Origin of the sequence: Klenkia sp. PcliD-1-E (genome assembly GCF_024124375.1) — a bacterium.
Lineage (GTDB): Bacteria > Actinomycetota > Actinomycetes > Mycobacteriales > Geodermatophilaceae > Klenkia.
In genome coordinates, this window is the sequence record NZ_JAMXRZ010000018.1 from 21,871 (window position 1) to 46,949 (window position 25,079).

At 74.4% G+C, this 25,079-nt stretch carries 22 protein-coding genes and 1 pseudogene; 12 read left to right on the forward strand and 11 right to left on the reverse strand.

Annotated elements, in window-relative coordinates:
• Nucleotides 1-22 precede the first annotated feature (22 nt).
• Nucleotides 23-1,576 carry a glycoside hydrolase family 13 protein gene (locus NH342_RS05640; RefSeq protein ID WP_253012467.1) on the forward strand — a complete coding sequence of 518 codons (1,554 nt, stop codon included), beginning with the start codon at nucleotides 23-25 and terminating at the stop codon, nucleotides 1,574-1,576.
• Here NH342_RS05640 and NH342_RS05645 read toward each other — a convergent pair whose 3' ends face one another.
• Nucleotides 1,577-2,572, reverse strand: coding sequence for a carbohydrate kinase family protein (locus tag NH342_RS05645; RefSeq protein WP_253012471.1), 996 nt, complete (start codon nucleotides 2,570-2,572; stop codon nucleotides 1,577-1,579).
• Between the two features lie 129 nt (nucleotides 2,573-2,701).
• Here NH342_RS05645 and NH342_RS05650 point away from each other — a divergent pair, with 129 nt between their 5' ends.
• On the forward strand, nucleotides 2,702-3,550 hold the full coding sequence (locus NH342_RS05650) for a PspA/IM30 family protein (RefSeq protein ID WP_253012474.1): 849 nt from the start codon (nucleotides 2,702-2,704) through the stop codon (nucleotides 3,548-3,550).
• 17 nt (nucleotides 3,551-3,567) lie between these two features.
• Here the strand turns inward: NH342_RS05650 and NH342_RS05655 are convergent, their stop codons facing one another.
• A complete protein-coding gene (locus tag NH342_RS05655; RefSeq protein ID WP_253012476.1) occupies nucleotides 3,568-4,419 on the reverse strand; it encodes a DNA-formamidopyrimidine glycosylase family protein in 852 nt (283 codons plus the stop codon).
• A gap of 96 nt (nucleotides 4,420-4,515) precedes the next feature.
• On the opposite strand from NH342_RS05655, the gene NH342_RS05660 reads away from it, so the two are divergent.
• Complete coding sequence (locus NH342_RS05660) at nucleotides 4,516-5,085, forward strand: antibiotic biosynthesis monooxygenase (protein ID WP_253012480.1); 570 nt, start codon at nucleotides 4,516-4,518, stop codon at nucleotides 5,083-5,085.
• Between the two features lie 72 nt (nucleotides 5,086-5,157).
• On the opposite strand, the gene NH342_RS05665 is transcribed toward NH342_RS05660, so the two are convergent.
• Nucleotides 5,158-9,774, reverse strand: a complete 4,617-nt coding sequence (locus tag NH342_RS05665) for an ATP-dependent helicase (protein ID WP_253012483.1) — start codon at nucleotides 9,772-9,774, stop codon at nucleotides 5,158-5,160.
• A gap of 77 nt (nucleotides 9,775-9,851) precedes the next feature.
• Between NH342_RS05665 and NH342_RS05670 the strand changes: the two genes are divergently transcribed.
• Complete coding sequence (locus tag NH342_RS05670; protein WP_253012486.1) at nucleotides 9,852-10,997, forward strand: acyl-CoA dehydrogenase family protein; 1,146 nt, start codon at nucleotides 9,852-9,854, stop codon at nucleotides 10,995-10,997.
• A gap of 28 nt (nucleotides 10,998-11,025) precedes the next feature.
• On the forward strand, nucleotides 11,026-11,709 hold the full coding sequence (locus tag NH342_RS05675) for a maleylpyruvate isomerase family mycothiol-dependent enzyme (protein WP_253012489.1): 684 nt from the start codon (nucleotides 11,026-11,028) through the stop codon (nucleotides 11,707-11,709).
• On the opposite strand, the gene NH342_RS05680 is transcribed toward NH342_RS05675, so the two are convergent.
• Complete coding sequence (locus NH342_RS05680) at nucleotides 11,690-11,791, reverse strand: LPXTG cell wall anchor domain-containing protein (RefSeq protein WP_253012493.1); 102 nt, start codon at nucleotides 11,789-11,791, stop codon at nucleotides 11,690-11,692. The two genes, NH342_RS05675 and NH342_RS05680, sit on opposite strands and share 20 nt — an antisense overlap.
• 33 nt (nucleotides 11,792-11,824) lie before the next feature.
• On the opposite strand from NH342_RS05680, the gene NH342_RS05685 reads away from it, so the two are divergent.
• Nucleotides 11,825-12,019: a DUF3046 domain-containing protein gene (locus NH342_RS05685; RefSeq protein ID WP_091564300.1), complete on the forward strand. Its 195-nt coding sequence runs from the start codon at nucleotides 11,825-11,827 to the stop codon at nucleotides 12,017-12,019.
• A gap of 19 nt (nucleotides 12,020-12,038) precedes the next feature.
• Here the strand turns inward: NH342_RS05685 and NH342_RS05690 are convergent, their stop codons facing one another.
• Nucleotides 12,039-12,899 (reverse strand): NmrA family NAD(P)-binding protein, encoded by an 861-nt coding sequence (locus tag NH342_RS05690; protein ID WP_253012496.1) that lies wholly within the window; start codon nucleotides 12,897-12,899, stop codon nucleotides 12,039-12,041.
• A 63-nt stretch (nucleotides 12,900-12,962) separates the two neighbouring features.
• Between NH342_RS05690 and NH342_RS05695 the strand changes: the two genes are divergently transcribed.
• From NH342_RS05695 to NH342_RS05705, 3 genes are all read left to right on the forward strand, one after another.
• On the forward strand, nucleotides 12,963-13,370 hold the full coding sequence (locus NH342_RS05695) for a helix-turn-helix domain-containing protein (protein WP_253012498.1): 408 nt from the start codon (nucleotides 12,963-12,965) through the stop codon (nucleotides 13,368-13,370).
• A gap of 186 nt (nucleotides 13,371-13,556) precedes the next feature.
• On the forward strand, nucleotides 13,557-14,591 hold the full coding sequence (gene recA / locus NH342_RS05700; protein ID WP_091069006.1) for a recombinase RecA: 1,035 nt from the start codon (nucleotides 13,557-13,559) through the stop codon (nucleotides 14,589-14,591).
• 8 nt (nucleotides 14,592-14,599) lie between these two features.
• Complete coding sequence (locus tag NH342_RS05705) at nucleotides 14,600-16,054, forward strand: regulatory protein RecX (protein WP_253012501.1); 1,455 nt, start codon at nucleotides 14,600-14,602, stop codon at nucleotides 16,052-16,054.
• Between the two features lie 74 nt (nucleotides 16,055-16,128).
• On the opposite strand, the gene NH342_RS05710 is transcribed toward NH342_RS05705, so the two are convergent.
• The 5 genes from NH342_RS05710 to NH342_RS05730 all read right to left on the reverse strand — a co-directional run bounded on the left by NH342_RS05710 (nucleotide 16,129) and on the right by NH342_RS05730 (nucleotide 19,928).
• Entirely contained in the window at nucleotides 16,129-16,563 is a 435-nt protein-coding gene (locus NH342_RS05710) for a hypothetical protein (RefSeq protein ID WP_253012504.1), read from the reverse strand.
• A 68-nt stretch (nucleotides 16,564-16,631) separates the two neighbouring features.
• A complete protein-coding gene (locus NH342_RS05715; RefSeq protein WP_253012507.1) occupies nucleotides 16,632-17,525 on the reverse strand; it encodes an amino acid ABC transporter permease in 894 nt (297 codons plus the stop codon).
• Complete coding sequence (locus NH342_RS05720) at nucleotides 17,522-18,169, reverse strand: amino acid ABC transporter permease (RefSeq protein WP_253012510.1); 648 nt, start codon at nucleotides 18,167-18,169, stop codon at nucleotides 17,522-17,524. The genes NH342_RS05715 and NH342_RS05720 overlap by 4 nt, the downstream gene beginning before the upstream one ends.
• 83 nt (nucleotides 18,170-18,252) lie before the next feature.
• The gene (locus NH342_RS05725) at nucleotides 18,253-19,143 is read right to left on the reverse strand and encodes a glutamate ABC transporter substrate-binding protein (protein WP_253012513.1); all 891 of its coding nucleotides are present in this window, start codon (nucleotides 19,141-19,143) and stop codon (nucleotides 18,253-18,255) included.
• Between the two features lie 29 nt (nucleotides 19,144-19,172).
• On the reverse strand, nucleotides 19,173-19,928 hold the full coding sequence (locus tag NH342_RS05730; RefSeq protein WP_253012516.1) for an amino acid ABC transporter ATP-binding protein: 756 nt from the start codon (nucleotides 19,926-19,928) through the stop codon (nucleotides 19,173-19,175).
• A 141-nt stretch (nucleotides 19,929-20,069) separates the two neighbouring features.
• Here NH342_RS05730 and miaB point away from each other — a divergent pair, with 141 nt between their 5' ends.
• Both miaB and NH342_RS05740 read left to right on the forward strand, forming a co-directional pair.
• The gene (gene miaB, locus NH342_RS05735; protein ID WP_253012519.1) at nucleotides 20,070-21,551 is read left to right on the forward strand and encodes a tRNA (N6-isopentenyl adenosine(37)-C2)-methylthiotransferase MiaB; all 1,482 of its coding nucleotides are present in this window, start codon (nucleotides 20,070-20,072) and stop codon (nucleotides 21,549-21,551) included.
• A gap of 82 nt (nucleotides 21,552-21,633) precedes the next feature.
• Complete coding sequence (locus tag NH342_RS05740; RefSeq protein ID WP_253012522.1) at nucleotides 21,634-22,797, forward strand: DUF4192 domain-containing protein; 1,164 nt, start codon at nucleotides 21,634-21,636, stop codon at nucleotides 22,795-22,797.
• 47 nt (nucleotides 22,798-22,844) lie between these two features.
• Here the strand turns inward: NH342_RS05740 and NH342_RS24100 are convergent, their stop codons facing one another.
• Complete coding sequence (locus NH342_RS24100) at nucleotides 22,845-24,635, reverse strand: DUF349 domain-containing protein (protein WP_253012524.1); 1,791 nt, start codon at nucleotides 24,633-24,635, stop codon at nucleotides 22,845-22,847.
• A 41-nt stretch (nucleotides 24,636-24,676) separates the two neighbouring features.
• On the opposite strand from NH342_RS24100, the pseudogene NH342_RS05750 reads away from it, so the two are divergent.
• A pseudogene (locus tag NH342_RS05750) lies at nucleotides 24,677-25,079 on the forward strand (hypothetical protein); the annotation flags it as partial.

The following is a 25,079-nucleotide window of genomic DNA, read 5'->3' on the forward strand; positions in this document are numbered from 1 at the left end:
GGGGCCGTGGTGGCGGCGGGCGGTGGTCTACGAGGTGTACGTGCGCAGCTTCGCCTCCGCGGGGGCGGGGCGTGCGCACGGCCTCGGGGACGTCGAGGGCATCCGCTCGCGGTTGCCCTACCTGGCCGACCTCGGCGTCGACGCGCTCTGGATCACACCCTTCTACCCCTCGCCGATGGCCGACGGCGGCTACGACGTGGCCGACCACTGCGGCGTCGACCCCCGGTTCGGCACGCTCGGGGACGTCCGACGGCTGCTCGACGAGGCGCACGACCGGGGCCTGCGGGTGCTGGTCGACCTGGTGCCGAACCACACCTCGGTGGAGCACCCCTGGTTCGCCGAGGACCCGTCGCTGTACGTGCTGCGCCCCGGCCGCGGGGACGGCCCGCCCAATGACTGGATCTCGGCCTTCGGCGGACCGGCCTGGACCCGGCTGCCCGGTTCGGACCTGTGGTACCTGCACACCTTCGCCCCCGAGCAGCCCGACCTGGACTGGTCGAACCCGGAGGTGCGCCACCGCGTCGACGACGTGCTGCGCTTCTGGCTGGACCTCGGCGTCGACGGCCTGCGGGTGGACGCGGTGCCGGCGATCGGCAAGGACCTCTCGCTGCCCGACGCCGGCCACGAGCCCGGTGCCCTCTTCGCCTCGTCGTCCTGGGTGGGCAGCCCGCAGTGGGACGGCGACTGGGTGACCGACGTGGTCTCCCGCTGGCGCTCGGTGGTCGAGGAGTACCCGGGCGACCGGGTGCTGGTCAGCGAGTCGGTGGTGGCCGGCCCGGAGCGGGCGGCCCGCTACGTGGCACCGGGGCGGATGCACACGACGTTCAACTTCGACCACCTGCACGCCCCCTGGGACCCCATCGCGCTGCGGTCGGTCGTCGACGCGACCGTGACCGCGCTCGCGCCCACCGGAGCGCCCGCGACCTGGGTGCTGTCCAACCACGACGAGACCCGGCACGTCACCCGCTTCGGCCGCCGCTCCACCGGCGTGGGCGTGATGGGCTTCGACGCCGGCGAGCCCAGCGACCTCGAGCTCGGCCTGCGGCGGGCCCGGGCCGCCGCGCTGGTCATGCTCGCCCTGCCCGGCAGCGCCTACGTCTACCAGGGCGAGGAGCTGGGTCTGCCCGAGGTCACCGACCTGCCGGAGGAGCTGCTGCAGGACCCGACCTGGGAGCGCTCGGGGCGCACGTCCCGCGGCCGGGACGGCTGCCGGGTGCCGCTGCCCTGGTCGGGCACCGCGCCACCGTTCGGCTTCGGCGCCGAGCACCCGTGGCTCCCGCAGCCGCCGTCCTGGGCCGGGCTCACCGTCGAGGCCCAGGACGGCGACCCCGACTCGACGCTGACCCTCTACCGCGCCGCGCTCCGGTTGCGCCGCGAGCTGCTGGCCGGCGAGGAGTTCGGCTGGGACGACGCCCCGGCGCAGGTGCTGTCCTTCACCCGCGGCCCGGGCCTGCGCTGCGTGGTCAACCTGGGCACCGAACCGCTGCCGCTGGTCGGTGAGGTGCTGCTGGCCAGCGGACCGGTGCCCGGCGGCGAACTGCCCCCGGACACCGCGGCCTGGCTGACCGTGCCCTGATCAGCCCCGGGCAGCGTCCAGCTCCGCCCGGGTGGGCGGGTCGGCGCCGACCCGGGTGCAGCACAGCGCGGCCACCAGGGCGGCGTCGGCGACCACCCGGCCCAGCAGGTCGTCGTCCACGGCGTCCAGGGCCGCGCGGGTGGTGACCCCGGCGTCCAGCAGGCCGGTGAGGAACCCGGCGGCCAGGGAGTCCCCGGCCCCGACGGTGTCGGCGACGGTGACCGGGGGAGGGGTGTGCCGCAGCAGCGGCCGCCCCGGCCGCGCCACGCGCAGCGGTTCGCCGCCGTCGGTCAGCAGCAGCACGCCGGGGCCGCGGTCGGCCCACCGCTGCGCCACCTCGTCCAACCCGGCCTCGTCGAGGTCGGTGGTGCCCGGCTCCAGCCAGCCGAGGTCCTCGGCGCTGACCTTGACCACGTCGGCGACGGCGAGCAGCCGGTCCAGCCGCCGCCGGACGTCGGGGCCGGTGTTGCCGAACCCCTCGGCCAGCGACGCCCGGATGTTGGGGTCGACGCTGACCAGCGCGGACCCGTCGGCGTGCAACCGCTCGGCCAGGCCCGCGATCGCCTCGCTGCCCGGTGCGGTCCAGGCGGAGATGGAGCCCACGTGCAGCGCGGTCCCCCCGGGCGGCCAGGCGGCGGCGACCTCCTCGTCGGTCCACTGCCAGTCGGCGGCGCCGAGCACGTGGAAGCCGTAGTCGGCCGACCCGTCGTCGCCCAGGCCCACCACGGCCAGGCTCACCGGGTCGCCGGAGTCCACCGAGCGGGAGACGTCGACGCCGGAGAGCTCGGCGTGGCGGCGCAGGTTGCCGGCCAGCGGGCCCGTGCCGAACCGGGCGAGCAGGTGCACCGGGTGGCCCAGCCGGCCGGCGGCGACGGCGACGTTGAGCGCGTTGCCGCCCGGGCGGGCGACGTAGTGCGGGGCGGTGCCCTCGGCGCCGGCGTCGGCCCCGGGGACCGGGATGAGGTCGACGACGAGCTCGCCGAGGACGGTCAGCATGCGTGGGAGACTAGGTGGTGCAGGTCTCACCCAGGTGCCGAGGTGGCCCGCTGATCACGGCGCCTGGGACGATGGACGGCGACGACGTGCGCACCGCCCCCGTGGACGTGCACCCGACCAGGAGGAAGCATGCCCAACCCGTTCGTGAAGCTCTGGAAGTACCTGACGGCGTCGGCGAACGCACAGATCGACGAGCGCGCCGACCCCAAGATCCAGATCCAGCAGGCGATCGAGGGCGAGCAGCAGCGGCACCAGTCGCTGGCCAACCAGGCCGCGGCCGTGCTGGGCAACCAGCGGCAGCTGGAGATGCGGCTCAACCGTCAGCTCGGCGAGGTCGAGCAGCTGCAGTCCTCCGCGCAGCAGGCGCTCGCGCTGGCCGACCAGACCCGGGCGTCGGACCCGGCCAAGGCCGCCGAGTACGAGCAGGCCGCGCAGGCCTTCGCCACCCAGCTGGTCAGCGCCGAGCAGTCCATGGAGGACCTCAAGCGCAGCCACGACGAGGCGCTGCAGGCCGCCGAGCAGGCCAAGGGCGCGGTCGAGCAGAGCCGGATGCGGTTGCAGACCATCCTGGCCGAGCGCACCAAGCTGCTCTCGCAGCTGGAGCAGGCCAAGATGCAGGAGCAGGTCTCGGCGTCGCTGAAGCAGGTCAACGAGCTGTCCGCGCCGGGCAACACGCCCAGCCTGGGCGAGGTTCGCGACAAGATCGAGCGCCGCTACGCCAACGCCCTGGGTCAGGCCGAGCTGGCCCAGAACTCGGTCGAGGGCCGGATGATGGAGGTGCAGAAGGCCACCCTGGACGTGGCCGGCGCCTCCCGGCTGGCCCAGATCCGGGCCGGCATGTCCGGTGGTGCCGCCGGTGGGCAGCAGGCGGTGACCGGCGGGACGCAGCCGGCCGGGGCGATCGAGCAGGGCGCACCGCAGGTGCAGCCGGTGCAGCAGCACACCGAGCAGCCGGCCGAGCGCCCGCAGCAGCAGTAGGAGAAGGACCCCGTCGGTCACCTCCGGGCCCGGCGTGCGGGGGTGCCGGGGAGACCGGTGCGGGCGTGCGGGTCGGCCGGGGTCGGCGTGGCCTGGCAGGACGGGCACCACCAGGTGACCCGCTCCTGCAGGTCGGGCCCCTGGTCGCCGAGCTGGATGGGGGTGCGGCAGCGCCGGCAGGGCTTGCCCGTGCGGCCGGCCACCCAGTGGTCCTGGCCGCGGCGGAGGTCGCCGGTGGTGCTCTGCTCGGGCCGGCCGCGGTTGGCCAGCATGAGGGTGCGGGCCCGCTCGACCAGCGCCGGCAGGTCCGGGACGTCGCCGACCCGCGCCCACGGGTTCACCCCGCACAGGAACAGCGACTCGACCTTGTAGAGGTTCCCGGGACCGGCCAGGTTGCGCTGGTCCAGGATCGCGACGCCGATCTGCTCCTCGGGGTGGGCGCGCAGCCGGCGCAGCGCCTCGTCGAGGTCCCAGTCCGGGCCGAGGACGTCGGGACCCAGGTGGCCCACCAGCTGGTCCTCCCGGGTGGTGGGGACCATGGCCACGTCGTGCAGCCGGTAGCCCACGCACTCCCACTCGTCGGTGGTCAGCACGGCGCGGATGCTGTGGCCGGGACCGCCCCGCCAGCGGCTGCCGGGGCGGTAGATGTGCCAGCTGCCGTCCATCCGGTAGTGGGTGCGCAGCGTGCGGCCGTCGGCGAGCCGGATGAGCATGTGCTTGCCGCGGGGGACCACCTCGGTGACGACGGCCCCGGCCAGGTCGACCGCGGCCAGCTGGGGCACCCGCAGCTCACCGCGGCGCAGGGTCGCGCCGTGCAGCGCGATGTCCATCCGCTGGGCCGCCAGCCAGACGGTGTCGCCCTCGGGCACGGGTCCATCGTCCCCGCTCGTCGGCGTCCGTGCCGGGTGGTGTGAGTCCGCCGACACCGGGAAGACAACCAGGTATCTCAGTGCTGAGGTATCTCTGTGAGCACGAGGTTCCGCGACAACACCGTCACCCCGCAACCGGTCACGGTGACCGCTGCCCGGGTGGTGCGGCCCGACCGCCGCGAGGCGTTCGAGCAGTGGGCGCGCGACGTGCAGGCCCTGGCGGCCACCTTCCCCGGCCACCTGGGCTCCTCGACGCTGCGGCCCGGTGCCGGCAGCGACGAGTACCACCTGGTCTACCGGTTCGCCGACGAGGACTCGCTCGCGGCGTGGGAGCGCTCGCCCGAGCGCGCCGAGCTGGTCGCCCGGCTGGCCGACCTGGTGGAGGACGAGCGCTTCGCCAAGGTCGAGGGCCTGGAGGGCTTCTTCGGCCGGCCGGCGTCCGCCCCACCGGTGCCGACCTGGCGGGTGGTGCTGCTGACCGTGGTGGGGGTCTTCACCCTCACCAGCACCTTCCACGTCGCGGTGCAGCCACTGGTCGCTGCGTGGCCGTGGCCGGGGCAGCTGCTCCTGTCGGCGGTGCTGGTGGTCAGCGGGCTGCGGTTCGCCGTCATGCCCGCGCTGACCCGGGTGTTCGGCCGCTGGTTGCGTCCGGCCCACCGGGGCTGACCGGAGCCGGGTGAGGACCGGGGGCCGCCTGCGTGCGCGCCGGTGTCGACCTGTCGACTCCTCGACATGTCGTCACCCGCGCAGGCGCAGCCCCCGCGGCGTCGCGCTGAACCCGGCCGCCTGCAGCGCCGCGGACAGCGGGGTGGACTCGTGCACCGAGGCCCCGTCGGCCTTCTGCACCGTCATCCGGCCCAGGGCGCCCGCCGCCGCGGCGTTGGACAGCGCGGTGGCGGCCTCCTTGAGCGCCACCTCGTCCTCGGTCCAGGACAGCAGGGTCTTGCCGCCCCGCTCGACGTAGAGCACCAGCTCCCCGTCGACCAGCACCACCAGCGCGCCGGCCTTGCGCCCGGCCCGGTGCCCGGTCGCCCCGCGCTTCTTCGACGGGCCGTCGTCCTCACCCAGGTCCACGGCGTCCTCGGCGGGCTCGGCTCCGGGGCGTTCGGGCCAGGGCAGTGCGGCGCCGTAGACATTGGCCGGGTCGGTGGCGGCCAGGATCACGGCGGGGGTGGGAGTGCGGTCGGGGCTGGCGAAGCTGCGCAGCCGGTCGATGGAGCCGGGCGTGCCGAACTGCGCGGCTCCGAGGGTCTCCACGAAGTAGCCCCGGCGGGCCCGGCCGTTCTCCTCGTAGGCCCGAAGGATCGGGTAGACCGCGGAGAACCCGCCGAGCACCTGCTCGGCCATCACCGCGCCGCGGGTGAGCACGCCGTGCCGTTCCAGCAGGGACTCGGTGCGGGCGTTGTTCCGCTTGGTCGCGTTGGTCTCCAGCTCCGGGAGCGCCGACCAGCGTCCGGCCACCATCGGCGGCCCGGTGCGCGAGGGCATGGCCGGCCGGCCCACGCGGGTGCGGCCGTACCGGGTGCGGTCGAGACGGGCGCGGGGGGCGGCCGCGGCCTTCTTGTGCGCGCCGCCGCCGGACAGGCGGGCGCGCAGCGGGGCCAGGGTGTCGTTGGTGAGCCGGCCCGACCAGACCAGGTCCCAGACGGTCTCGGCGAAGGCCTGGTCGTCGGTGGACCCCACCAGGTCCGACAGCCCGCGGAAGAACAGTGCCCGTCCGCCGGCCAGCTCCTCGAGCACCTGCTGGGCCACCCCGCCCTCGTCCTGTGCGCCCAGCGGCGGGTCGGGCAGCAGCAAGGGGGCCAGGTCGGCCGGTACCAGGGTGATCCAGCCGTCGCCCCCGGCCAGGCCGCCGGCCCCGGCCCACAGCACCTCGCCGGCGCTGGTCAGCTCGTCGAGCATCCCCGGCTGGTAGCCCTGCACCCGCGAGGGCAGCACCAGCGTCTCCAGTGCCGAGGCGGGGACCAGGGCCCCGGCCAGCTGCTCGACGACGGCCAGCACGCCGTCCACCCCGCGCATGCGGCTGCCCACCGACTGCCAGGACGGGGTGTAGCGGGCCAGCGTCGTGGTGGGGACGGGCTCCACCTCCTGGCGCAGCTTGGCCAGCGACCGGCGTCGGATGGAGCGCAGCACGTCGGCGTCGCACCACTCCTGGCCCACCCCGCCGGGCCGGAACTCGCCCGTCACCACACGGCCGGCGGCCACCAGCCGTGCAACGGTGGTGGTGACCACCGCGACGCCCAGGCCGAGCCGGTCGGCGGCCTCGCTGGGCACGAACGGGCCGTGCGTGCGCGCGTACCGGCCCACCAGGTCACCGAGCGGGTCGGCGACGGGCTCGGTGAAGACCTCCGGCACACCGACGGGCAGCGCGGTGCCGAGCGCGTCGCGCAGCCGGCCGGCGTCCTCGATGGCGACGTAGCGGTCCTGGCCGGCGATGCGCACCGGCAGCGCCCGGCGGGAGGCGACGAGCTCGTCGAGCCACTCCTGCGGCACCCCGCGGGCGGCGGCCTCGGCGGGGGCCAGGTCGCCGACCACCCGCAGCAGGTCGGCGGCACCGTCGAGGTCGCGAGGGTGCCGGTCGGTGGGCAGCCGCTGCAGCTCGGCCTCGATCTCGCCGAGGGCGTCGCCGTCGAGCAGCTCGCGCAGCTCGGAGCGGCCCAGCAGCTCGGCGAGCAGGCCGGTGTCCAGGGCCAGTGCCTGCGCGCGCCGCTCGGCCAGCGGGGCGTCGCCCTCGTAGATGAACTGGCCGACGTAGCCGAACAGCAGCGACTGGGCGAACGGCGAGGCGGTCGGGGTCTGCACGTCGGCCACCCGGACCCGCCGGGAGCGGACGTCGCTCATCAGCTCGACCAGACCGGGCACGTCGTAGACGTCCTGCAGCACCTCCCGGACCGCCTCGAGCGTGATCGGGAAGCCGGAGAACTCGCTGGCCACGCTGAGCAGCTGCGCGGCGCGCTGGCGCTGCTGCCACAACGGGGTGCGCCGGCGCGGGTCGCGGCGGGGGAGCAGCAGGGCCCGGGCGGCGCACTCGCGGAAGCGGCTGGCGAACAGCGCGGAGTTGCCGACCTCGGCGGTGACCTCGCGCTCGACGTCGTCGGGGTCGAGGATCGCCAGGTCGGCCTCGGGCGGCTCGCCGGTGGTGTCGGGCAGCCGCAGCACGATGCCGTCGTCGGCGTGCATCGACGCGACGTCGACCCCGTACCGCTCGCGCAGCCGGGCGGCCAGCACCAGCGCCCAGGGCGCGTTGACCTGGGCGCCGAAGGGGGAGTGCACGACCAGCCGCCAGTCACCCAGCTCGTCGCGGAACCGCTCCACCAGCAGCGTGCGGTCGTCGGGCAGGTGGCCGGTCGCCGCCTTCTGCTCGGCCAGGTAGGCCTGCAGGTTCGCCGCACCCCACTCGTCGAGACCGGCCGCGCGGGCGCGCTCCAGCCCTGCCTCCGGGGTGGCACCGCCGACCTCGCGGAGGAAGGCGCCCAGCGCCCGGCCCAGCTCCAGGGGGCGGCCGAGGGTGTCGCCGTGCCAGAACGGCATCTTCCCGGGCTGGCCGGGGGCGGGGGTGACCAGCACCCGGTCGTGGGTGATCTCCTCGATCCGCCAGGACGACGAGCCGAGCAGGAACACGTCGCCGACACGGGACTCGTAGACCATCTCCTCGTCGAGCTCGCCGACCCGCCGGCCGCCGGTCTCGCCGCCGCCGGAGACGATGAAGACCCCGAACAGGCCGCGGTCGGGGATGGTGCCGCCGCTGGTGACCGCCAGCCGCTGCGCGCCCTGCCGGGCGGTGAGGGTGTCGGTGACCCGGTCCCAGGTCAACCGGGGCCGCAGCTCGGCGAACGCGTCGGAGGGGTAGCGGCCGGCGAGCATGTCCAGCACCGCGTGCAGCGCGGAGTCGGGCAGGGACGCGAACGCGGCCGACCGGCGCAGCACCCCGGCGACCTCGTCGACGGTCTTCGGCTCCTCGGCGACGATCGCGACGATCTGCTGGGCCAGCACGTCGAGGGGGTTGCGCAGGTAGCGGATGGACTCGATCTGGCCGGCCTTCATCCGCTCGGCCACCACCGCGGACTGCACCAGGTCGCCCCGGAACTTCGGGAACAGCACGCCGCGGCTGACCGCGCCCACCTGGTGCCCGGCCCGGCCGACCCGCTGCAGGCCGGCCGCCACGTTGGGCGGGGACTCCACCTGCACCACGAGGTCGACCGCGCCCATGTCGATGCCCAGCTCCAGGGACGAGGTGGCGACCACCGCGGGCAGCTGCCCGGACTTCAGCGCCTCCTCGACCACCGCGCGCTGCTCGCGGGACACCGACCCGTGGTGCGCACTGGCCACCGGCTTGGCGTCGGCCGGCAGCCCCCCGCCACCACCGGCCTGGGCCATCAACTGCGCCGCGTCGGCGCCGGCCGGCACGGTCTCCCCGGTGGCCCGCTCGTAGGCGAGCTCGTTGAGCCGGCTGGTCAGCCGCTCGGCCAGCCGGCGGGAGTTGGCGAACACGATGGTGGAGCGGTGCGCCTCGATGAGGTCGAGCACGCGCTCCTCGACCGCCGGCCAGATCGACGTCCGCGGCTGCCCGCCCGAGGCCGACCCCTCCAGCTCGCCGGTGGGCTGGCCCAGGGTGGACATGTCCTCGACCGGGACCACCACCGACAGGTCCCACTTCTTCTGCGACGGCGGGGCGACCACCTGCACCGGCCGGCCCCCGGCCAGGAAGGTGGACACCTCGTCGATCGGCCGGACGGTGGCCGACAGCCCGACCCGCTGCGCCGGCCGGTCGAGCAGGGTGTCGAGCCGGTCGAGGGAGACCGCCAGGTGCGCGCCGCGCTTGCTGCCGCAGACGGCGTGCACCTCGTCGATGATCACCGTCTCGACGCCGCGCAGTGCCTCGCGGGCCTGGCTGGTGAGCAGCAGGAACAGCGACTCGGGCGTGGTGATGAGGATGTCGGTGGGCCGGCGGGTGAAGGCCCGCCGCTCGTCGGCGGGGGTGTCGCCGGAGCGGGTGGAGACGCTGATCTCCGGGCGGGGCAACCCCAGCCGGGCGGCGGCCTGGCCGATGCCGGCCAGCGGGGCCCGCAGGTTGCGCTCGACGTCGACGGCCAGCGCCTTGAGCGGGGACACGTAGAGGACCCGGCAGCGCTTCTGCTCCTCCTCGGGCTGGGTGCTGGCCAGCCGGTCGAGCGACCACAGGAACGCGGCCAGCGTCTTGCCCGACCCGGTGGGGGCGACGACCAGGGCGTGCTCGCCGCTGCTGATCGCCGTCCAGGCGCCCTCCTGGGCCGCCGTCGGCGCGTCGAAGGCACCGGTGAACCAGGCCCGGGTGGGCTCGGTGAACCGGTCGATCGCGGACGGGGCTGCGGGCACGGGAGCAGTGTCCCCAGGGGGTACGACATTTACGCAGGGGCTAGGAACAGTCAGTGCTGTCTGCCACAGTCGGGGCCATGCGCTCCCACCTGTACGAGGCCGACCACGAGGACTTCCGCGCCAGCGTCCGCACGTTCGTGGAGAAGGAGATCGCGCCCTTCCACGCCCAGTGGGAGAAGGACTCGATCGTGCCGCGGGAGCTGTGGACCGAGGGCGGCAAGCAGGGGTTCCTCGGCATCGACCAGGACGAGCAGTACGGCGGCGGGGGAGTGCGCGACTTCCGCTACCAGGCCGTGCTGTCGGAGGAGATGGCCCGGGTCGGCGCCTCCGGCGTCGGGTTCGGCCTGCACAACGACGTCGTCAGCCCCTACCTCCGCGACCTGGCGACCGAGGAGCAGAAGCAGCGCTGGGTGCCGGGGTTCTGCAGCGGGGAGACCATCACCGCCATCGCGATGACCGAGCCGGGCACCGGCAGCGACCTGCAGGGCATCACCACCACGGCGCGCCGCGACGGCGACGGCTGGGTGCTCAACGGCTCCAAGACCTTCATCACCAACGGCATCAACGCCGACCTGGTCGTCGTGGTCGCGCGGACGAACCCCGACGCGCCGGCGTCCAAGGGCACCAGCCTGCTGGTCGTCGAGCGCGGCATGCCGGGCTTCGAGCGCGGCCGCAACCTGGAGAAGGTGGGCCTGAAGGCGCAGGACACCGCCGAGCTGTTCTTCACCGACGTCCGGGTGCCGGCCGAGAACGTGCTCGGCACCGTCGACCGCGGCTTCCTGCACCTGATGGAGAACCTGCCGCAGGAGCGGCTGTCCATCGCGATCGGCGCCGTCGCCGCCGTGGAGACGGTGCTCGCCCAGACGGTGGAGTACGTGACCAACCGGACGGCGTTCGGCCGGCCGGTCGGCAGCTTCCAGAACAGCCGCTTCGTCCTCGCCGAGCTGCAGACCGAGGCCACGATCGCTCGGGTCTTCGTCGACGAGTGCATCCGCCAGCTGGACGCGGGCACGCTGACCGCGGTGGACGCTGCGCAGGCCAAGTGGTGGTGCTCGGACCTGCAGAACCGGGTCGCCGACAAGTGCCTGCAGCTGCACGGCGGCTACGGCTACATGGACGAGTACCCGGTCTCCAAGGCCTGGCGCGACGCCCGGGTGCAGAGCATCTACGGCGGCACGAACGAGATCATGAAGGAGATCATCGGGCGGTCGATGGGGTTGTGAGCGACCGGTCCGGGGGATGCACCCGGGCATGCAGCTGACCGACGCCGAGGCGATCGAGGAGTGGACCCGGGCGCAGGCCCGGGTCGTGGAGCTGGTCGAGGGCATCCCGACCGCGGACGCGGCCCGGCCCGTGCCGGCCTGCCCGGCCTGGTCGGTGCGCGACCTGCTGGCGCACGTGGTCGGCGTGTCCACCGACGTGCTGGCCGACCGCGAGGACGACGACCACAACCCGGCCTGGACCCAGCGGCACGTCGACACCCGGGCCGGCCGGGACGTCCCGCTGCTGGTGGCCGAGTGGCGGGCCAACACCGCACCGCTGCGCGCCTGGATGGCCGAGCACGGCGTGCGTCCCCTGGCCGACGTGACCATCCACGAGCAGGACCTGCGCGGGGCGCTCGGGGTCCCCGGCGCCCACGACACCCCGGCGATGGTGGCGCTGCGCGACCGCTTCGCCGACCGGGTGGCCGAGGCGGCCGCCGAGGCGGGCCTGCCGCCGCTGCGGCTGGAGGGAAGCAGCTGGCAGCACGGGCCGGCCGACGCCGCCGTCGTCGTCCGGGCGGGCGACTTCGACCTGGCCCGGGCCGTGCAGGCCCGCAGGTCGGCCGACCAGCTGCGGTCCTGGACCGCGCGGGGGGACGTCGAGCCCTACCTGGACTGCTTCGCCACCCTCGGGCCGCTGCCCGAACGGGACCTCACCGACGGCGCCACATGAGCAGCAGCGACACCGCGAGCAGGCAGGCGATCGCGATCTGGCCGATGGTGTCCCAGGTCGCCGAGCCGGTGCTGGGGATCATGCCGCCACGGTAGCCGCGGGTACCGTCGCCGGGGTGCGACTGCAGGAGTTCTGGGGCCGGGTGCGCGAGGAGTTCGGCGACGTCCGCGGCGAGGCCATCGCGCGCGACCACGTCTTCTCCGCCTTCGAGGGCCGTACCGCGGTGGGGGCGCTGGACGCCGGCGTCCCGGTGCGGACGGTGTGGCTGGCGATCTGCGAGGAGTTCGACGTCCCGGCGCAGGTCCGCTGACCCGCGCCGGGACGGTCGATCAGCTGCTGCCGAGGACCAGTGCGACGTGCTCGGCCAGGGTGCGGGTCGGCCGGCCGGTGAGGGCGGAGATGCCGCCCTGGCCCGCATCGAGCTCGCCCGCCGCGATGTTGCCGTCGAGCGCGGCCACGAAGCCCGCCGTGCCCTCGTCCAGCCCGGCCCCGCGCAGTGCGGCGACGTGCTCGTCGGTGGACAGGTCGCGGTGGGTGACCTCGCGGCCGGCCTGCCGGCCGACCTCGGCGGCCAGGTCGGCCAGCGTGAAGGGGTCGTCGCCGCCCAGCTCGTGCACGGCCGGCTGCGGGTCGTCGGCAGTGAGGACGGCGACCGCCGCGGCGGCGAAGTCGGCGCGGGAGGCCGGCCAGGCGCGCCCCTGCCCGGCGCTGCCGACGACCTCCCCGGTGGCGGCGGCCTGGCCGATCTGGGCGTCGTAGTTCTCCAAGTACCAGTTGTTGCGCAGCACGACGGCGGGCAGCCCGCTCGCGCGGATGACCTCCTCGGTGGCGGCGTGCTCGGGGGCGAGCACGAGCGTGGTCGCGTCGGCCTTCGGGGCCGAGGTGTAGACGAGCAGGCCGACGCCGGCGACCTTCGCGGCCTTGACGACGTTGGTGTGCTGTGCGACCCGCTGGCCGACCTCGCTGCCCGAGACCAGCAGCAGCCGGTCGGTGCCGGCCAGGGCCTCCTCCAGGGAGGCGCGGTCGGTGTAGTCGGCGACGGCGACGCGCACGCCGCGGTCGGCCAGGTCGGCGGCGCGGCCGGCGTCGCGGACCAGGGCGGTGACCTCGGCCGCGGGCACGCCGGCGTCGAGCAGGCCGGTGACGACGAGCCGGCCGAGCTGGCCGGTGGCTCCGGTGACGGTGATCATGCTTCCTCCTCGGATGGCACTTACTACTGGTAAGTGCTTTCGACGAGAACGTACACTCGGGGCGTGGTCGAGCACAGCGGGGCCCCCGCCGGGGGGCGGGACGACGTCGAGTCCTTCGCCGCCGACGTCTTCAGCCGGGCCTGCACCTCGCGCGAGGCCCTTGAGCACGTGACCGGCAAGTGGTCGCTGCTGGCGCTGTCGGCGCTGCAGGAGGCGCCGCACCGGTTCGGCGAGCTGCGACGCCGGGTGGACGGCGTCAGCGAGAAGATGCTCTCCCAGAGCCTGCAGACCCTCGAGCGCGACGGCTGGGTGCACCGGGAGGTGCGGTCGAGCATCCCGCCGCACGTGGAGTACCGGCTCACCCCGGCCGGCGCCGAGCTGGCCCCGAAGCTGCTCGCGCTCATCGGGTTCGTGGAGGACCGGCTGCCCGAGGTGCACGCCGCCCGCGACCGGCACGACGCCTCCCGCTGAACGCCCACGCCGAACTTCTCCGGCGTGTTGCTGGCTTCGAACACGTGTTCGTCCTAGTGTTGCTGTCCACAGGCCCGGTCGTCCTCCACAGATCCGGCCGGCCACCCGTTTCTGTCGGACCCCCGTCCTACCGTCGGCCCCGACGCAGACAGCGACGCACAGCGACGACCACAGAAGGTGGACACCATGGCAACCCTGGACCGCGACAAGGCCCTCGACATGGCCCTGGCCCAGATCGACAAGCAGTTCGGCAAGGGCTCGGTCATGCGGCTGGGCGACTCGCCCGAGGTGGCCATGAAGGTCATCCCCACCGGGTCGATCGCCCTCGACATCGCCCTCGGCGTGGGCGGGCTGCCCCGCGGCCGCATCGTCGAGGTCTACGGCCCGGAGGCCTCGGGCAAGACGACGGTCGCCCTGCACGCGGTGGCCAACGCCCAGGCCGCCGGCGGCATCGTGGCCTTCATCGACGCCGAGCACGCCCTCGACCCGGAGTACGCCCGGGCCATCGGCGTCGACACCGACGCGCTGCTGATCAGCCAGCCCGACACCGGTGAGCAGGCGCTGGAGATCGCCGACATGCTGATCCGCTCCGGCGCGCTGGACCTCATCGTCATCGACTCGGTGGCCGCGCTGGTGCCCCGCGCCGAGATCGAGGGCGAGATGGGCGACAGCCACGTGGGTCTGCAGGCCCGCCTGATGAGCCAGGCGCTGCGCAAGATCACCGGCGCGCTGAGCAACTCCAACACCACCGCCATCTTCATCAACCAGCTGCGCGAGAAGGTCGGCGTCGTCTACGGCTCGCCCGAGGTCACCACCGGTGGCCGCGCGCTGAAGTTCTACTCCTCGGTCCGCCTCGACGTCCGCCGGATCGAGACCCTGAAGCAGGGCACCGACGCCGTCGGCAGCCGGGTCCGCGTGAAGATCGTGAAGAACAAGGTGGCCGCGCCGTTCAAGCAGGCCGAACTCGACCTCATCTGGGGCACCGGGTTCAGCCGCGAGGGCGGGCTCATCGACATCGGCGTCGAGCAGGGCTTCGTCCGCAAGTCCGGCGCCTGGTACACCTACGACGGCGACCAGCTCGGCCAGGGCAAGGAGAACGCCCGCGGCTTCCTGCGCGACAACCCCGACCTCGCCGACGAGATCGAGAAGAAGATCAAGGAGAAGCTCGGCATCGGCCCGCGGCTGGACGCCCCGGTCGACGCCGTGCCCGCCGACTTCTGAGTCGCCGGATGACCGACGACGGTCACTCGGACACCCCGGACGGCGTCCCGGGTCCCGGTCCCACCGGTGACCCGGGCGCCGGTCCGCTGTCCGGTGCTGCCGTCCCGGCGATGGCGGCCCCGGAGGTCCTCGACTTCGACGGCCTTGGCGACCTGACCGTCCCGGGCGGTTCCGACGTCGTCGACTTCTCCGCCCTCGACCCGGGTGCCGAGCCCGCCCCGACCACGACGAGCGGTCCGGCCCACGCGGACGTCGTCGGCTCCCTGTCCGACCGGGACGTCGAGAGCCGTCGTACCGGGTCGACGCACGGCCTCGACGCCGGGGCGCTCCCGCCGTCCGAGGTCGCCGTCGCCGCGCTGGGCGACCGGGACGCCCCCGACGCCACGGTCACCGAGGTGGCGGACCCGCGGTCCTTCGCCGACCGGGGATCGGCGGGCTCGTCCCGCTTGCGTTCTGCCGGCCGGCGGCGAGCCGCCGACGGCGCGGTCGGTGATGCCGTCGGCGATGCCGTCGACGACCGGTCACGCCGCCGGTCGTCCTTCGGTGACGACGGCTCACGGTCCTTCGGCGGGCGCCGGCACGGCGGAGCCGGGAAGAACAAGAAGAAGCCCCCTCGCGAGTGGGGCATCCAGCTCGACGCAGAGGTCGACGAACCGACGACGCCGGCCGCTGCGCCCTCGGGCGTCGACGGGGTCGGGGCAGGCGCCGGTGGTCGGCGCTCCGGGCGGCAGGGTGGTCTCGGGGCGGGGCGTCGGCCACGCGGCGCGGACGGTTCGCCGGCGCGGCAGTACGAGGACCCGGAACGGGCCGCGAAGGACATCTGCCTGACCGCGCTCACCGGCACCGCCCGCAGTCGCAGACAGCTGGCCGACCTGCTCGCCGCCCGGGACATCCCCGACGACGTCGCGGTGGCCGTGCTCGACAGGTTCGAGGAGGTCGGGCTGGTCGACGACGCGGCGTTCGCCGCGGTCTGGGTGCGCAGCCGGCAGTCCGGCCGTGGGCTCAGTCGCCGGGCCCTGGCCCACGAGCTGCGCGCCAAGGGCATCGACGCGGAGGTGGCGTCGGTGGCGCTGGAGGCCGTCGACCCGCAGGACGAGTGGGACACCGCCCGCGCCCTGGTGGCCCGCAAGGTGCCCGGCATGCGACGACTCGACACCGCGACCGCGACCCGCCGGCTGACCGCGATGCTGGGTCGCAAGGGGTACGGCGCCGGCCTGGCTGCCTGGGTGGTGCGCGAGGCGCTGGAGGCCGACGGCGAGGCCGAGGACGCCGCCGCCGAGGCCGACGACGCCCCGCCCGAGCTGCCGGACCCGGAACCCGCGGTGCGGCGGGGCCTGTGGTCCGGCCGCCCGCTCGACGAGAGGGACCAGGCGCCCACCGGCGAGGTGGGCGAGGGCCTCACCGCCGAGGGCTGGGCCCGCACCCGGCCACCCGGCCGCGGGATGCGTCGATCCAGGAGTTGATCATGCAGAACGGCAACGGCGGCGCGCCCGGGGTGGACGCGCCGCCGTTGCGGAACTGCATGATCGACGAGGGGTCAGGTGGACAGCCAGGCGGCGACGTCGACGGCGGTGCCGGCGGGGGAGTCCTCGTCGGGCACCAGCCAGAGCGGGGACTCCGGGCGGCCCTCGGTCAGCCACTGCTGGATGGCCACGTCGAACCCCGACGTGGTGGCCGCCAGGGCAGCAGGCCCGGCCACCGTGGCGTGCCGGGCCGGGCCCAGGAAGGTCACGTCGGACTCCGCGCCGTCCTCCCAACGCAGCACCACCCGGCAGCGGGAGCGCCGGTGGCGGGCCGGCGGCACGGCCTCCCGGACCACCGCGGACGTGGCGCCCGCGGCCGCGGCGAAGTGGTTCGCCGAGGACCGCAGGCGGGTCACGAACAGCTGCTCGGGATCGGTGCCCACGAGGTGCAGCGCAGGGGTGCCCGGGGCGTCGTCGGGCAGGGCGGTGAGAGCGGCGGCGGTGTCCATGGTCCCGTCAGTCTCACCTGTCACAACCCACCGTGCGTGCAACGGCACGCCGTGTTGCGCAGGCGTGATCACCAGCCTGTGGCGCGGCCCGTGTCCACCGTCGTGGTGGGCGCGGCGGGAGCATCCGCGGCCGCTGCCTTGGCCGAGGAACGGGTCCGCTTCTCCACCAGCCTGGCCAGCTGCGAGATGAGCACGTTGATCAAGATGTAGACCAGTCCGGCGCCCACGTAGATCTGCAGCGTGTAGATGTTGCCGAAGTTGAAGTTCAGGAACTCGACCAGGCTCCGCGCCTGCCGCAGCAGCTCGAAGTAGCCGATGATGAACCCCAGCGACGTGTCCTTGAGCAGGACGACGATCTGGGCGATGAGGACCGGCAGCATCCGGCGGGTGGCCTGCGGGAGCAGGACCAGCGTCATGACCTGGGCCTTGCGCATGCCCAGCGCGAACGCGGCCTCCCGCTGGCCCTTGTCCACCGACAGGATGCCGGCGCGGAAGATCTCGGCCAGGACGGCCATGTTGTACAGCGTCAGGCCCAGCCCGAGCGCGGCGAAGGCGCTGAGGTCGGGACCGAAGGCCGGCAGCACGAAGTACAGCGCGAAGATGACGACCAGCAGCGGGATCGCCCGGAAGAACTCGATGACGGTCGTGACCGGGATGCGCACCCAGCGGTGGTCGGAGAGCCGGCCGACGGCCAGCAGGACGCCCAGCACGGTCGCGGCCACCATGGCCACGGCGGCGACCTGCAGCGTGCGCACCAGCGCCTCGCCCAGGGCCTGCGGCACCCCGGAGTCGGGGTCGAACAGGATGGCCCAGCGGGCGGGGTCGAGCTGGTCGTTGCCGTTGAGGCGCAGCAGGACGAAGGCCGCCAGGGCCAGCACCAGCACGACGCCCACGGCGGTGCCGATGCGGATGCGTGCTCGGGCCTTCGGGCCGGGCAGGTCGAACAGGACCGGAGCGCTCATCGCAGGATCGCCACCCGTCGTTCGAGCCGGTTGACCGCGTAGGCCATCGGCACCGTGATGATCATGTACCCGACGACGACGGCGAGCAGCACCACCAGCAGGTCACCGGCGTTCGCGTTGACCAGCCGGGGCAGCGTGGAGGACAGCTCGCTGACGGAGAACCCAGCCGCGATCGAGGTGTTCTTCGCCATCGCGATGAACACGCTGCCCAGCGGCGGCACCACCGTGCGGAAGGCCTGCGGCAGCACCACCTCGCGCAGCGACTGGCCGAACCCCAGGCCCAGCGCCCGGGCGGCCTCGGCCTGCCCGGGGCTGACCGAGTTGATGCCCGAGCGGACCGCTTCGGCGACGAAGGCCGCGGTGTACATACCGACCGCGATGACCGCGCCGGTGAAGAAGGACACGACGGTGTCGATCTGCGGCAGCCCGAAGATGACGAAGAAGAACACCACCGTGAGCGGGGTGTTGCGGAAGGTCTCGACGTAGAAGGTGGCCAGTCCGCGCAACGGCGGGATCGGGCTGACCCGCATGGTGGCCAGGACCACCCCGAGGACGAGAGCCAGCACACCCGCCAGCACGGTCAGCAGCAGGGTCTGCAGGAACGCGTCCCGGAGGATGTCGAAGTTGTCGACGAAGAACTGCACGGCGCCTCCCTCCGGGAGCGGTCAGGGCCGTACCCGCCGGCCCGGGCGGTGTGCCGGGCCGGCGGGCACGGGGTGGAGCTGGGTCAGTAGCGGTCGATCGTCGGGGGCTCGGGAGCGGGCTCGCCGGTGATCTGACCGGCGGTGGAGTCCCAGGCCGCCGCCCACGAGCCGTCCTCGAAGGACTGCTCCAGGACGTCGTTGACGAAGTCGCGGAACTCGGTGTCACCCAGGGTCAGCCCGATGCCGTAGGGCTCCTCGGTGAAGGGGTTGCCCACCAGCTCGAAGCCGTCCGGGTTGCCGGCCACCAGACCGGTCAGGATGACGTTGTCGGTGGTCACCGCGTCGACCTGGCCGTTGGTGAGGGCGTCGGCGCACTTGGAGTACACGTCGAACAGCGTCAGCGTGGCCTCCGGGTAGTTGTCCCGGATGTTCTGCGCCGGCGTCGACCCCTCGACCGAGCAGACGTTCTTGCCGGCGAGGTCATCGGGACCCTCGATGCCCTCGGGGTTGCCCGCGGCGACCATGATGTCCTGCCCGGCCACGTAGTACGGGCCGGCGAAGTCCACGAGCTGCTTGCGCGCGTCGTTGATCGTGTAGGTGGCGACGACCAGGTCGACCTGGCCGTTCTGGATGAAGGACTCCCGGTTGGCCGAGACGGTCTCGACGAACTCGATCTGGTCCTCCTCGATCCCCAGCTGCGCGGCGATGATCTTGCCGATCTCGACGTCGAAGCCCTCGGGCACGCCACTGGGGTTCAGCAGGCCGAACCCGGGCTGGTCGTACTTGGTGCCGATGGTGATGGTGCCGGCCTCGGCGAGGTCGGCCATCGTCGTGCCGGCCTCGAAGTCGACGTCCTCGACGACCTCGGGGGCGTTCTCCGACTCCTGCGCGGCCTGCTGGCCGGCCTCGCTGGAGCAGCCGGCGAGCACGACGCCGAACGCCGCGGCGGCGGCCGCGTACCTGGTGAGACGCATGTGTCCTCTTCTCGTGGGGGTGCGGTCGGTCAGTGGTTGAGGATCTTGGAGAGGAAGTCCTTGGCCCGATCGCTGGTGGGCGCGGTGAAGAACGTCTCGGGGTCGCTGGACTCGACGACGCGGCCGGCGTCCATGAACACGACGCGGTTGGCGGCCCGGCGGGCGAAGCCCATCTCGTGGGTGACCACGACCATCGTCATGCCGTCGCGGGCCAGCGAGGTCATGACCTCGAGGACCTCGTTGATCATCTCGGGGTCGAGCGCCGAGGTGGGCTCGTCGAAGAGCATCACCTTGGGGTCCATGGCCAGGGCGCGGGCGATGGCCACGCGCTGCTGCTGGCCCCCGGAGAGCTGGGCGGGCACCTTGTCGGCCTGGTGGCCGACGCCGACCCGGTCCAGCAGCTCGCGGGCGCGCTTCTCGGCCTCGGCCTTGCTCTTGCCGCGGACCTTGACCGGCCCCAGCGTGACGTTCTCCAGGATCGTCTTGTGCGCGAAGAGGTTGAAGCTCTGGAAGACCATCCCGACGTCGCTGCGCAGCGCCGCGAGGGCCTTCCCCTCCTCGGGCAGCGGCGTCCCGTCGATGGAGATGCGGCCCTGGTCGATGGACTCCAGCCGGTTGATCGTCCGGCACAGGGTCGACTTCCCCGACCCCGACGGGCCGATCACCACGACGACCTCGCCGCGGGCGATGGTCAGGTCGACGTCCTGCAGGACGTGCAGATCACCGAACCACTTGTTGACACCCGACAGCTCGACGAGTGGTTCTCCGGTCGCAGCGCTGGTCACGGTCGTCGACCCTATGGCCCGGCTGAGCACCGGCGATCACGAACCTGCAACGATCCTGTGCGATCCCCCTGAGTTCCCGTCCCGGGCCACGAGTCGGTCACGATCGACCGCACCGGTGCGCGCCGTACCCTCGCTGTCGTCATGACGAGCGCACCGACCGCCACCGAGGCCCGCACCTACCGGGTGCGCACCTACGGCTGCCAGATGAACGTCCACGACTCCGAGCGGCTGGCCGGGCTGCTCGAGGACGCCGGCTACACGGCCGCCGGCGAGGGCGAGGACGCCGACGTCGTCGTGCTGAACACCTGCGCCGTCCGGGAGAACGCCGACAACAAGCTCTACGGCAACCTCGGCCACCTGCGCCCGGTGAAGGATGCCCGCCCGGGCATGCAGATCGCGGTCGGCGGCTGCCTGGCGCAGAAGGACCGCGCCTCGATCGTCGCCCGCGCGCCGTGGGTCGACGTCGTCTTCGGCACCCACAACGTGGGCTCCCTGCCGGCCCTGCTCGAGCGCGCCCGGCACAACGCCGAGGCCCAGGTCGAGATCAAGGAGGCCCTCGAGGTCTTCCCGAGCTCCCTGCCCGCCCGCCGCGACAGCGCCCACTCCGGCTGGGTGTCGATCAGCGTGGGCTGCAACAACACCTGCACGTTCTGCATCGTGCCCTCGCTGCGCGGCAAGGAGGCCGACCGCCGTCCCGGCGACGTGCTGGCCGAGGTGCAGGCACTCGTCGACCAGGGCGTGCTCGAGGTGACCCTGCTGGGCCAGAACGTCAACGCCTACGGCGCCGACCTCGGCGACCGCGGCGCCTTCGCCGACCTGCTGCGCGCCACCGGCGCCGTCGACGGCCTGGAGCGGGTGCGCTTCACCAGCCCGCACCCACGCGACTTCACCGACGACGTCATCGCCGCGATGGCCGAGACCCCCGCCGTCTGCCACCAGCTGCACATGCCGCTGCAGAGCGGGTCGGACGACGTCCTGCGCCGGATGCGCCGGTCCTACCGGCGGGACCGCTACCTCGGCATCATCGATCGCGTCCGGGCCGCCATGCCCGACGCCGCGATCACCACGGACGTCATCGTCGGGTTCCCGGGCGAGACCGAGCAGGATTTCCTCGACACCCTGGACGTCGTCCGCGAGGTCCGGTTCGCCAGCGCCTTCACCTTCCAGTACTCGAAGCGCCCCGGGACGCCGGCCGCCGAGATGGAGGGCCAGCTGCCCAAGGAGGTCGTGCAGGAGCGCTACCTGCGGCTGACGGCGCTGCAGGAGGAGATCAGCTGGGCGGAGAACCGCGCGCTGGTCGGGCGCACCGTCGAGCTGCTCATGGCGGCGGGGGAGGGCAGCAAGGACGCCGACCGCGGCCGGATGTCCGGCCGGGCCCGCGACGGCCGGCTGGTGCACGTCGCCGCCGTCCCGGGCGTGCGCCCCGGCGACGTCGTGGAGACGGTGGTCACCGAGGCCAAGCCGCACTTCCTGGTCGCCGACGGCCCGCTGCTGTCCCACCGGCGCACCCGCGCGGGCGACGCGAGCGAGGCCGGGGTGCGCCCGACCACCCGGGGCGTCGGGCTCGGCATGCCGACGATCGGGGTCCCGGCACCCCTACCACTCGCGCCCGCCTGCGGCTGACGGCCGTCCACACCCGGGGCGGTCGTCCACAGATCCGCCCAGGCCCTGTCGACGCCGCCTCCTGCCGCGCAGGCTGCCGGGCATGTCGCGCCCGCGCCGTCCCCGCCGTCCCGCAGCCCCGCGTCCTGCCCGCCGGCGTGCGCCCGCGTCCGTCCTGCGCGCCGGACCGGCCGAGTTCGCCGCCGCCCTCCCCGAGCTGCTGGGCTTCCCTCCGGTCGAGTCGCTGGTCGTGGTCTGCCTGGGCGGGGTCGGCCGTCCTGACCGGCGGGTGAGCCTGCACGTGCGCCTGGACCTGCTGGCCGCCGAGCACGACCGCGAGGTGGCCCGCCGGGTCGTCGCGCACCTCCGCCGGCTGCGCCCGGCCGGGGCCCTGCTGTTCGTGGTCACCGAGAACCCCGACGACCAGGTGAGCTCGATCCGGCCCGACCACCGGCAGCCTGCCCGTCCGCGGGCCGACGCGACCGCGCGCCCCACCGTGCCCGACCTGCCCCGGCGCGGCCTGGTGCAGCAGCTGGTCGAGGAGCTGGCGGCCCTGGGCACCGCGACCGTCGACGCGCTGCTGGTCCGGGGCGGCCGGTGGTGGAGCTACCCCGACGTCGAACCGGCCACCGGCGCCGGGCCGGGCACACCGCTGGACGTCGCCGGCTCCCGGCTGACCGGCGTCGCGGCGCTGCACGGGGACGTCGTGGACGCCGACCGGGATGCCGTGGTCGCCCGCGCCTGGCCCACCGCGCCGGTGTCGGCGGAGCTCGAGCTGGCCTGCGTCCGGGTCGACGCGCAGTGGGACGTGCGGCTGCGCCGGGGTGGCGACGTCAGCGAGCTGGTCGAGGAGGGGTGGGCCGCCGTGCGCGCGGCGGTCGACGCCTACGCCCCCGGCAGCCGGACGACGCCCGCCGTCGAGGACCTCGCCCTCGTGGGCGTGGCCCTGGCCCTCGTGCCCGTCCGGGACCGCGCACTGGCGCTGGCCGCCGGCGAGGACGACGACCTGCGGGCCGCGGTGGAGGCGATGGGCGCCGACCTCAACGCCCGGCTTCCCGGTGAGCTGGCCGCGGTGCCCGCCCTGCTGCTGGGCGTCACCGCCTGGCAGCGCGGCGCCGGGGTGCTGGCGGTGGCCGCGGTGGAGCGGTCGCTGTGGTGCGAGCCCACGTCGATGGGCGAGCTCCTGCTGCAGGCGATGCGGGCGAACGCCGAGCCCGCGGTGCTGCGGGCAGCCATGGCCGACCCCGAGCACGCCGGCGCCGCGTGACCCGGGTGGGTCACGCGGCGGCGAGGGGTCGCCGGGTCAGCGCACCGTCAGCGGCGCGACCCCGCCTTCTCGGCCGCGGCCAGGAACTCCTGCCGGCTGGCCAGGTTGGCCTCGGCCTCGCTGATCCGCTTGGCGTCACCGGCCGCCTTGGCCTTGGCCAGCTGGTCGGCCGCCTTCTCGGCAGCCGCGCGCAGCGAGGTCAGCATCGGGTTCTCGGCCACCACGCGCGGACGCGAGGAGTCGGCCGCGCCGCGGACCTTCTCCTCGACGGCCTGCATCCGGTCCTCCAGGGAGCGCATGGCCTCGCGCGGGACGTGCCCGATCGCGTCGTAGCGCTCCTGGATCTTGCGCAGCGCGTTCTGCGCGCCCCGCAGGTCCCGGCTCGGGTCGAGCTTCTCCGCCTCGACGAGCAGGGCCTCCTTCTTCTCCTGGTTCGCCCGCTGCTCGGAGTTGCGTGCCTTGTCCGACTCCGAGCGGGCGTTGAAGAAGACGTCCTGCGCGGCGCGGAACTTCTTCCACAGGTCGTCGTCGGTGTCCCGGCCGGTGCGCGGCACGGCCTTCCAGCGGTCCATCAGGCTGCGCATGGCCGCCGACGTGGGACCCCACTCGGTCGAGGTGGACAGCTTCTCGGCCTCGGCGATGAGCGCCTGCTTGGCCGCGCGGGACTCGGCGCGCTGCACGTCCAGGGCCGCGAAGTGCGACCCCCGGCGGCGACCGAAGGCGTCGCGGGCCGCCGCGAAGCGCGTCCACAGCGCCTCGTCGGTCTTGCGGTCGATGCCCTTGATCGTCTTCCACTCCTCGACGATCGCCTTGAGCCGGTCGCCGGCGGCCTTCCACTGCGTCGACTCGGCGCCGATCGTCTCGGCCTCGGCGATGAGCGCCTCCTTGCGGGCGACCTGCTCGGCGCGTGCCTTGGCCTTCTCCGCGCGCGAGACCGCCGCGGCGGCCTCGGAGGCGTCGATGATGGTGCCCAGCCGCGAGGCCAGCGCCGGCAGGTCGCCGACGACGTCGGCGGTGGGCACCTGCTCGGCCAGGGCCTGCGCCTTGGCGCGGATCTCGGCGGGGTTGCCGGTGTGGGCCCGCAGGCGGGCCTCCAGCAGCCCGACCTCGGTGGCGAGGTCGTCGTAGCGGCGGCCGTAGTGGGCCAGCCCCTCGGCCGGCTCGCCGGCCTGCCAGGACCCGACCGCGCGCTCGCCGCCGTCCGCGGTGCGGACGTAGACGGTGCCGTCGTCGTCGACCCGGCCCCACTGCGTGGGGTCCGAAGCAGGGGCAGCCGGGGCGGCGGGTGCCGCCGGGGTGGCGGCCGGCGCCGCGGGCGCGGACACGGCGGCCGTGCCGTCCTCGGCGGGGGTCTCGGCCGGAGCATCGGCGGTGGTCTCGGTGCCGGTCTGGGCGGGGTCGGTGCCGGCGACGGTGTCGTCGGCCCGGACCGGGGTGTCGGCGGCCTCGGCGACGGCGGTCTCGTCGGGGACGGTTGCCGCGCTCGACCCGTCCGCCGCGTCAGCTGCACCGTCGTCCTCGGAGGCGCCGACCGCGTCGCTGGTCTCCGCGGTCTCGGACACGTCGAGCGCGTCCCCGGCCGCCGGCACGTCGGCGGCGGCGACCACCTCGGCGGCGCCGGGCACCTCCTCCGTACCGCCCTCCCCCTCCGCGGGCGCCGGGGGAGGCGTGGTCACCTCGTCGGACGGGTCCCCGGCCGCGGGGTCGGCGAGGGCGGCGTCCTCGGGCTGGGGGGAGGCGGGGGTCCCGGCCCCGGGGGTGACGGCGTCCGAACCGGCGACCTCGGGGGTCGGCTCCGGCTGCGGGGTCACGTCTGCGGTGTTCTCCGTGCTCGACACGCAGCAGAGTCTTCCACGGTGCGATCGGCGACACTCCCCCCGTGAGCCCGGACCCCTCCTCGACGCTGATCGCCGTCGCGTTCTGCCCGCACCCGGCCGTGCTGCTGCCGCGGGTGCCGGTCCCGGCGGGTACCGCGACCGACCGGCTGCGGGTGGCGTGCGGGGAGGCGCTGCAGACGGTGCTCGGGCTGCGACCGGACGCCCTGCTGGTGGTCGGCGACGGCCCGGCCGGGGTGCGGTACGGACCCGGCGACGCGGCCGACCTGGCCGTCCACGGGGCCGACGGGCGGCTGCCCTTCGCCGGTCGGGTGCGGCCCGGTGGCCACCCGCTGCCGCTGCCGCACGCCGTCGGCGCCTGGCTGCTGGACCAGGCCGGGTACGACGGACTCCGCCTCGGCGTGGCCCCGGGCGACCTGGCCGGTGCGCTCACCGGCCTGCCCGGAC

Bases quoted from the DNA above. Each gene is read 5' to 3' on its own strand.
- NH342_RS05645 (WP_253012471.1), bottom strand. From the start codon at position 2,572: ATGCTGACCGTCCTCGGCGAGCTCGTCGTCGACCTCATCCCGGTCCCC.
- NH342_RS05650 (WP_253012474.1), top strand. From the start codon at position 2,702: ATGCCCAACCCGTTCGTGAAGCTCTGGAAGTACCTGACGGCGTCGGCG.
- NH342_RS05670 (WP_253012486.1), top strand. From the start codon at position 9,852: ATGCGCTCCCACCTGTACGAGGCCGACCACGAGGACTTCCGCGCCAGC.
- NH342_RS05675 (WP_253012489.1), top strand. From the start codon at position 11,026: ATGCAGCTGACCGACGCCGAGGCGATCGAGGAGTGGACCCGGGCGCAG.
- NH342_RS05680 (WP_253012493.1), bottom strand. From the start codon at position 11,791: ATGATCCCCAGCACCGGCTCGGCGACCTGGGACACCATCGGCCAGATC.
- NH342_RS05690 (WP_253012496.1), bottom strand. From the start codon at position 12,899: ATGATCACCGTCACCGGAGCCACCGGCCAGCTCGGCCGGCTCGTCGTC.
- recA (WP_091069006.1), top strand. From the start codon at position 13,557: ATGGCAACCCTGGACCGCGACAAGGCCCTCGACATGGCCCTGGCCCAG.
- NH342_RS05705 (WP_253012501.1), top strand. From the start codon at position 14,600: ATGACCGACGACGGTCACTCGGACACCCCGGACGGCGTCCCGGGTCCC.
- NH342_RS05710 (WP_253012504.1), bottom strand. From the start codon at position 16,563: ATGGACACCGCCGCCGCTCTCACCGCCCTGCCCGACGACGCCCCGGGC.
- NH342_RS05715 (WP_253012507.1), bottom strand. From the start codon at position 17,525: ATGAGCGCTCCGGTCCTGTTCGACCTGCCCGGCCCGAAGGCCCGAGCA.
- NH342_RS05725 (WP_253012513.1), bottom strand. From the start codon at position 19,143: ATGCGTCTCACCAGGTACGCGGCCGCCGCCGCGGCGTTCGGCGTCGTG.
- miaB (WP_253012519.1), top strand. From the start codon at position 20,070: ATGACGAGCGCACCGACCGCCACCGAGGCCCGCACCTACCGGGTGCGC.
- NH342_RS05740 (WP_253012522.1), top strand. From the start codon at position 21,634: ATGTCGCGCCCGCGCCGTCCCCGCCGTCCCGCAGCCCCGCGTCCTGCC.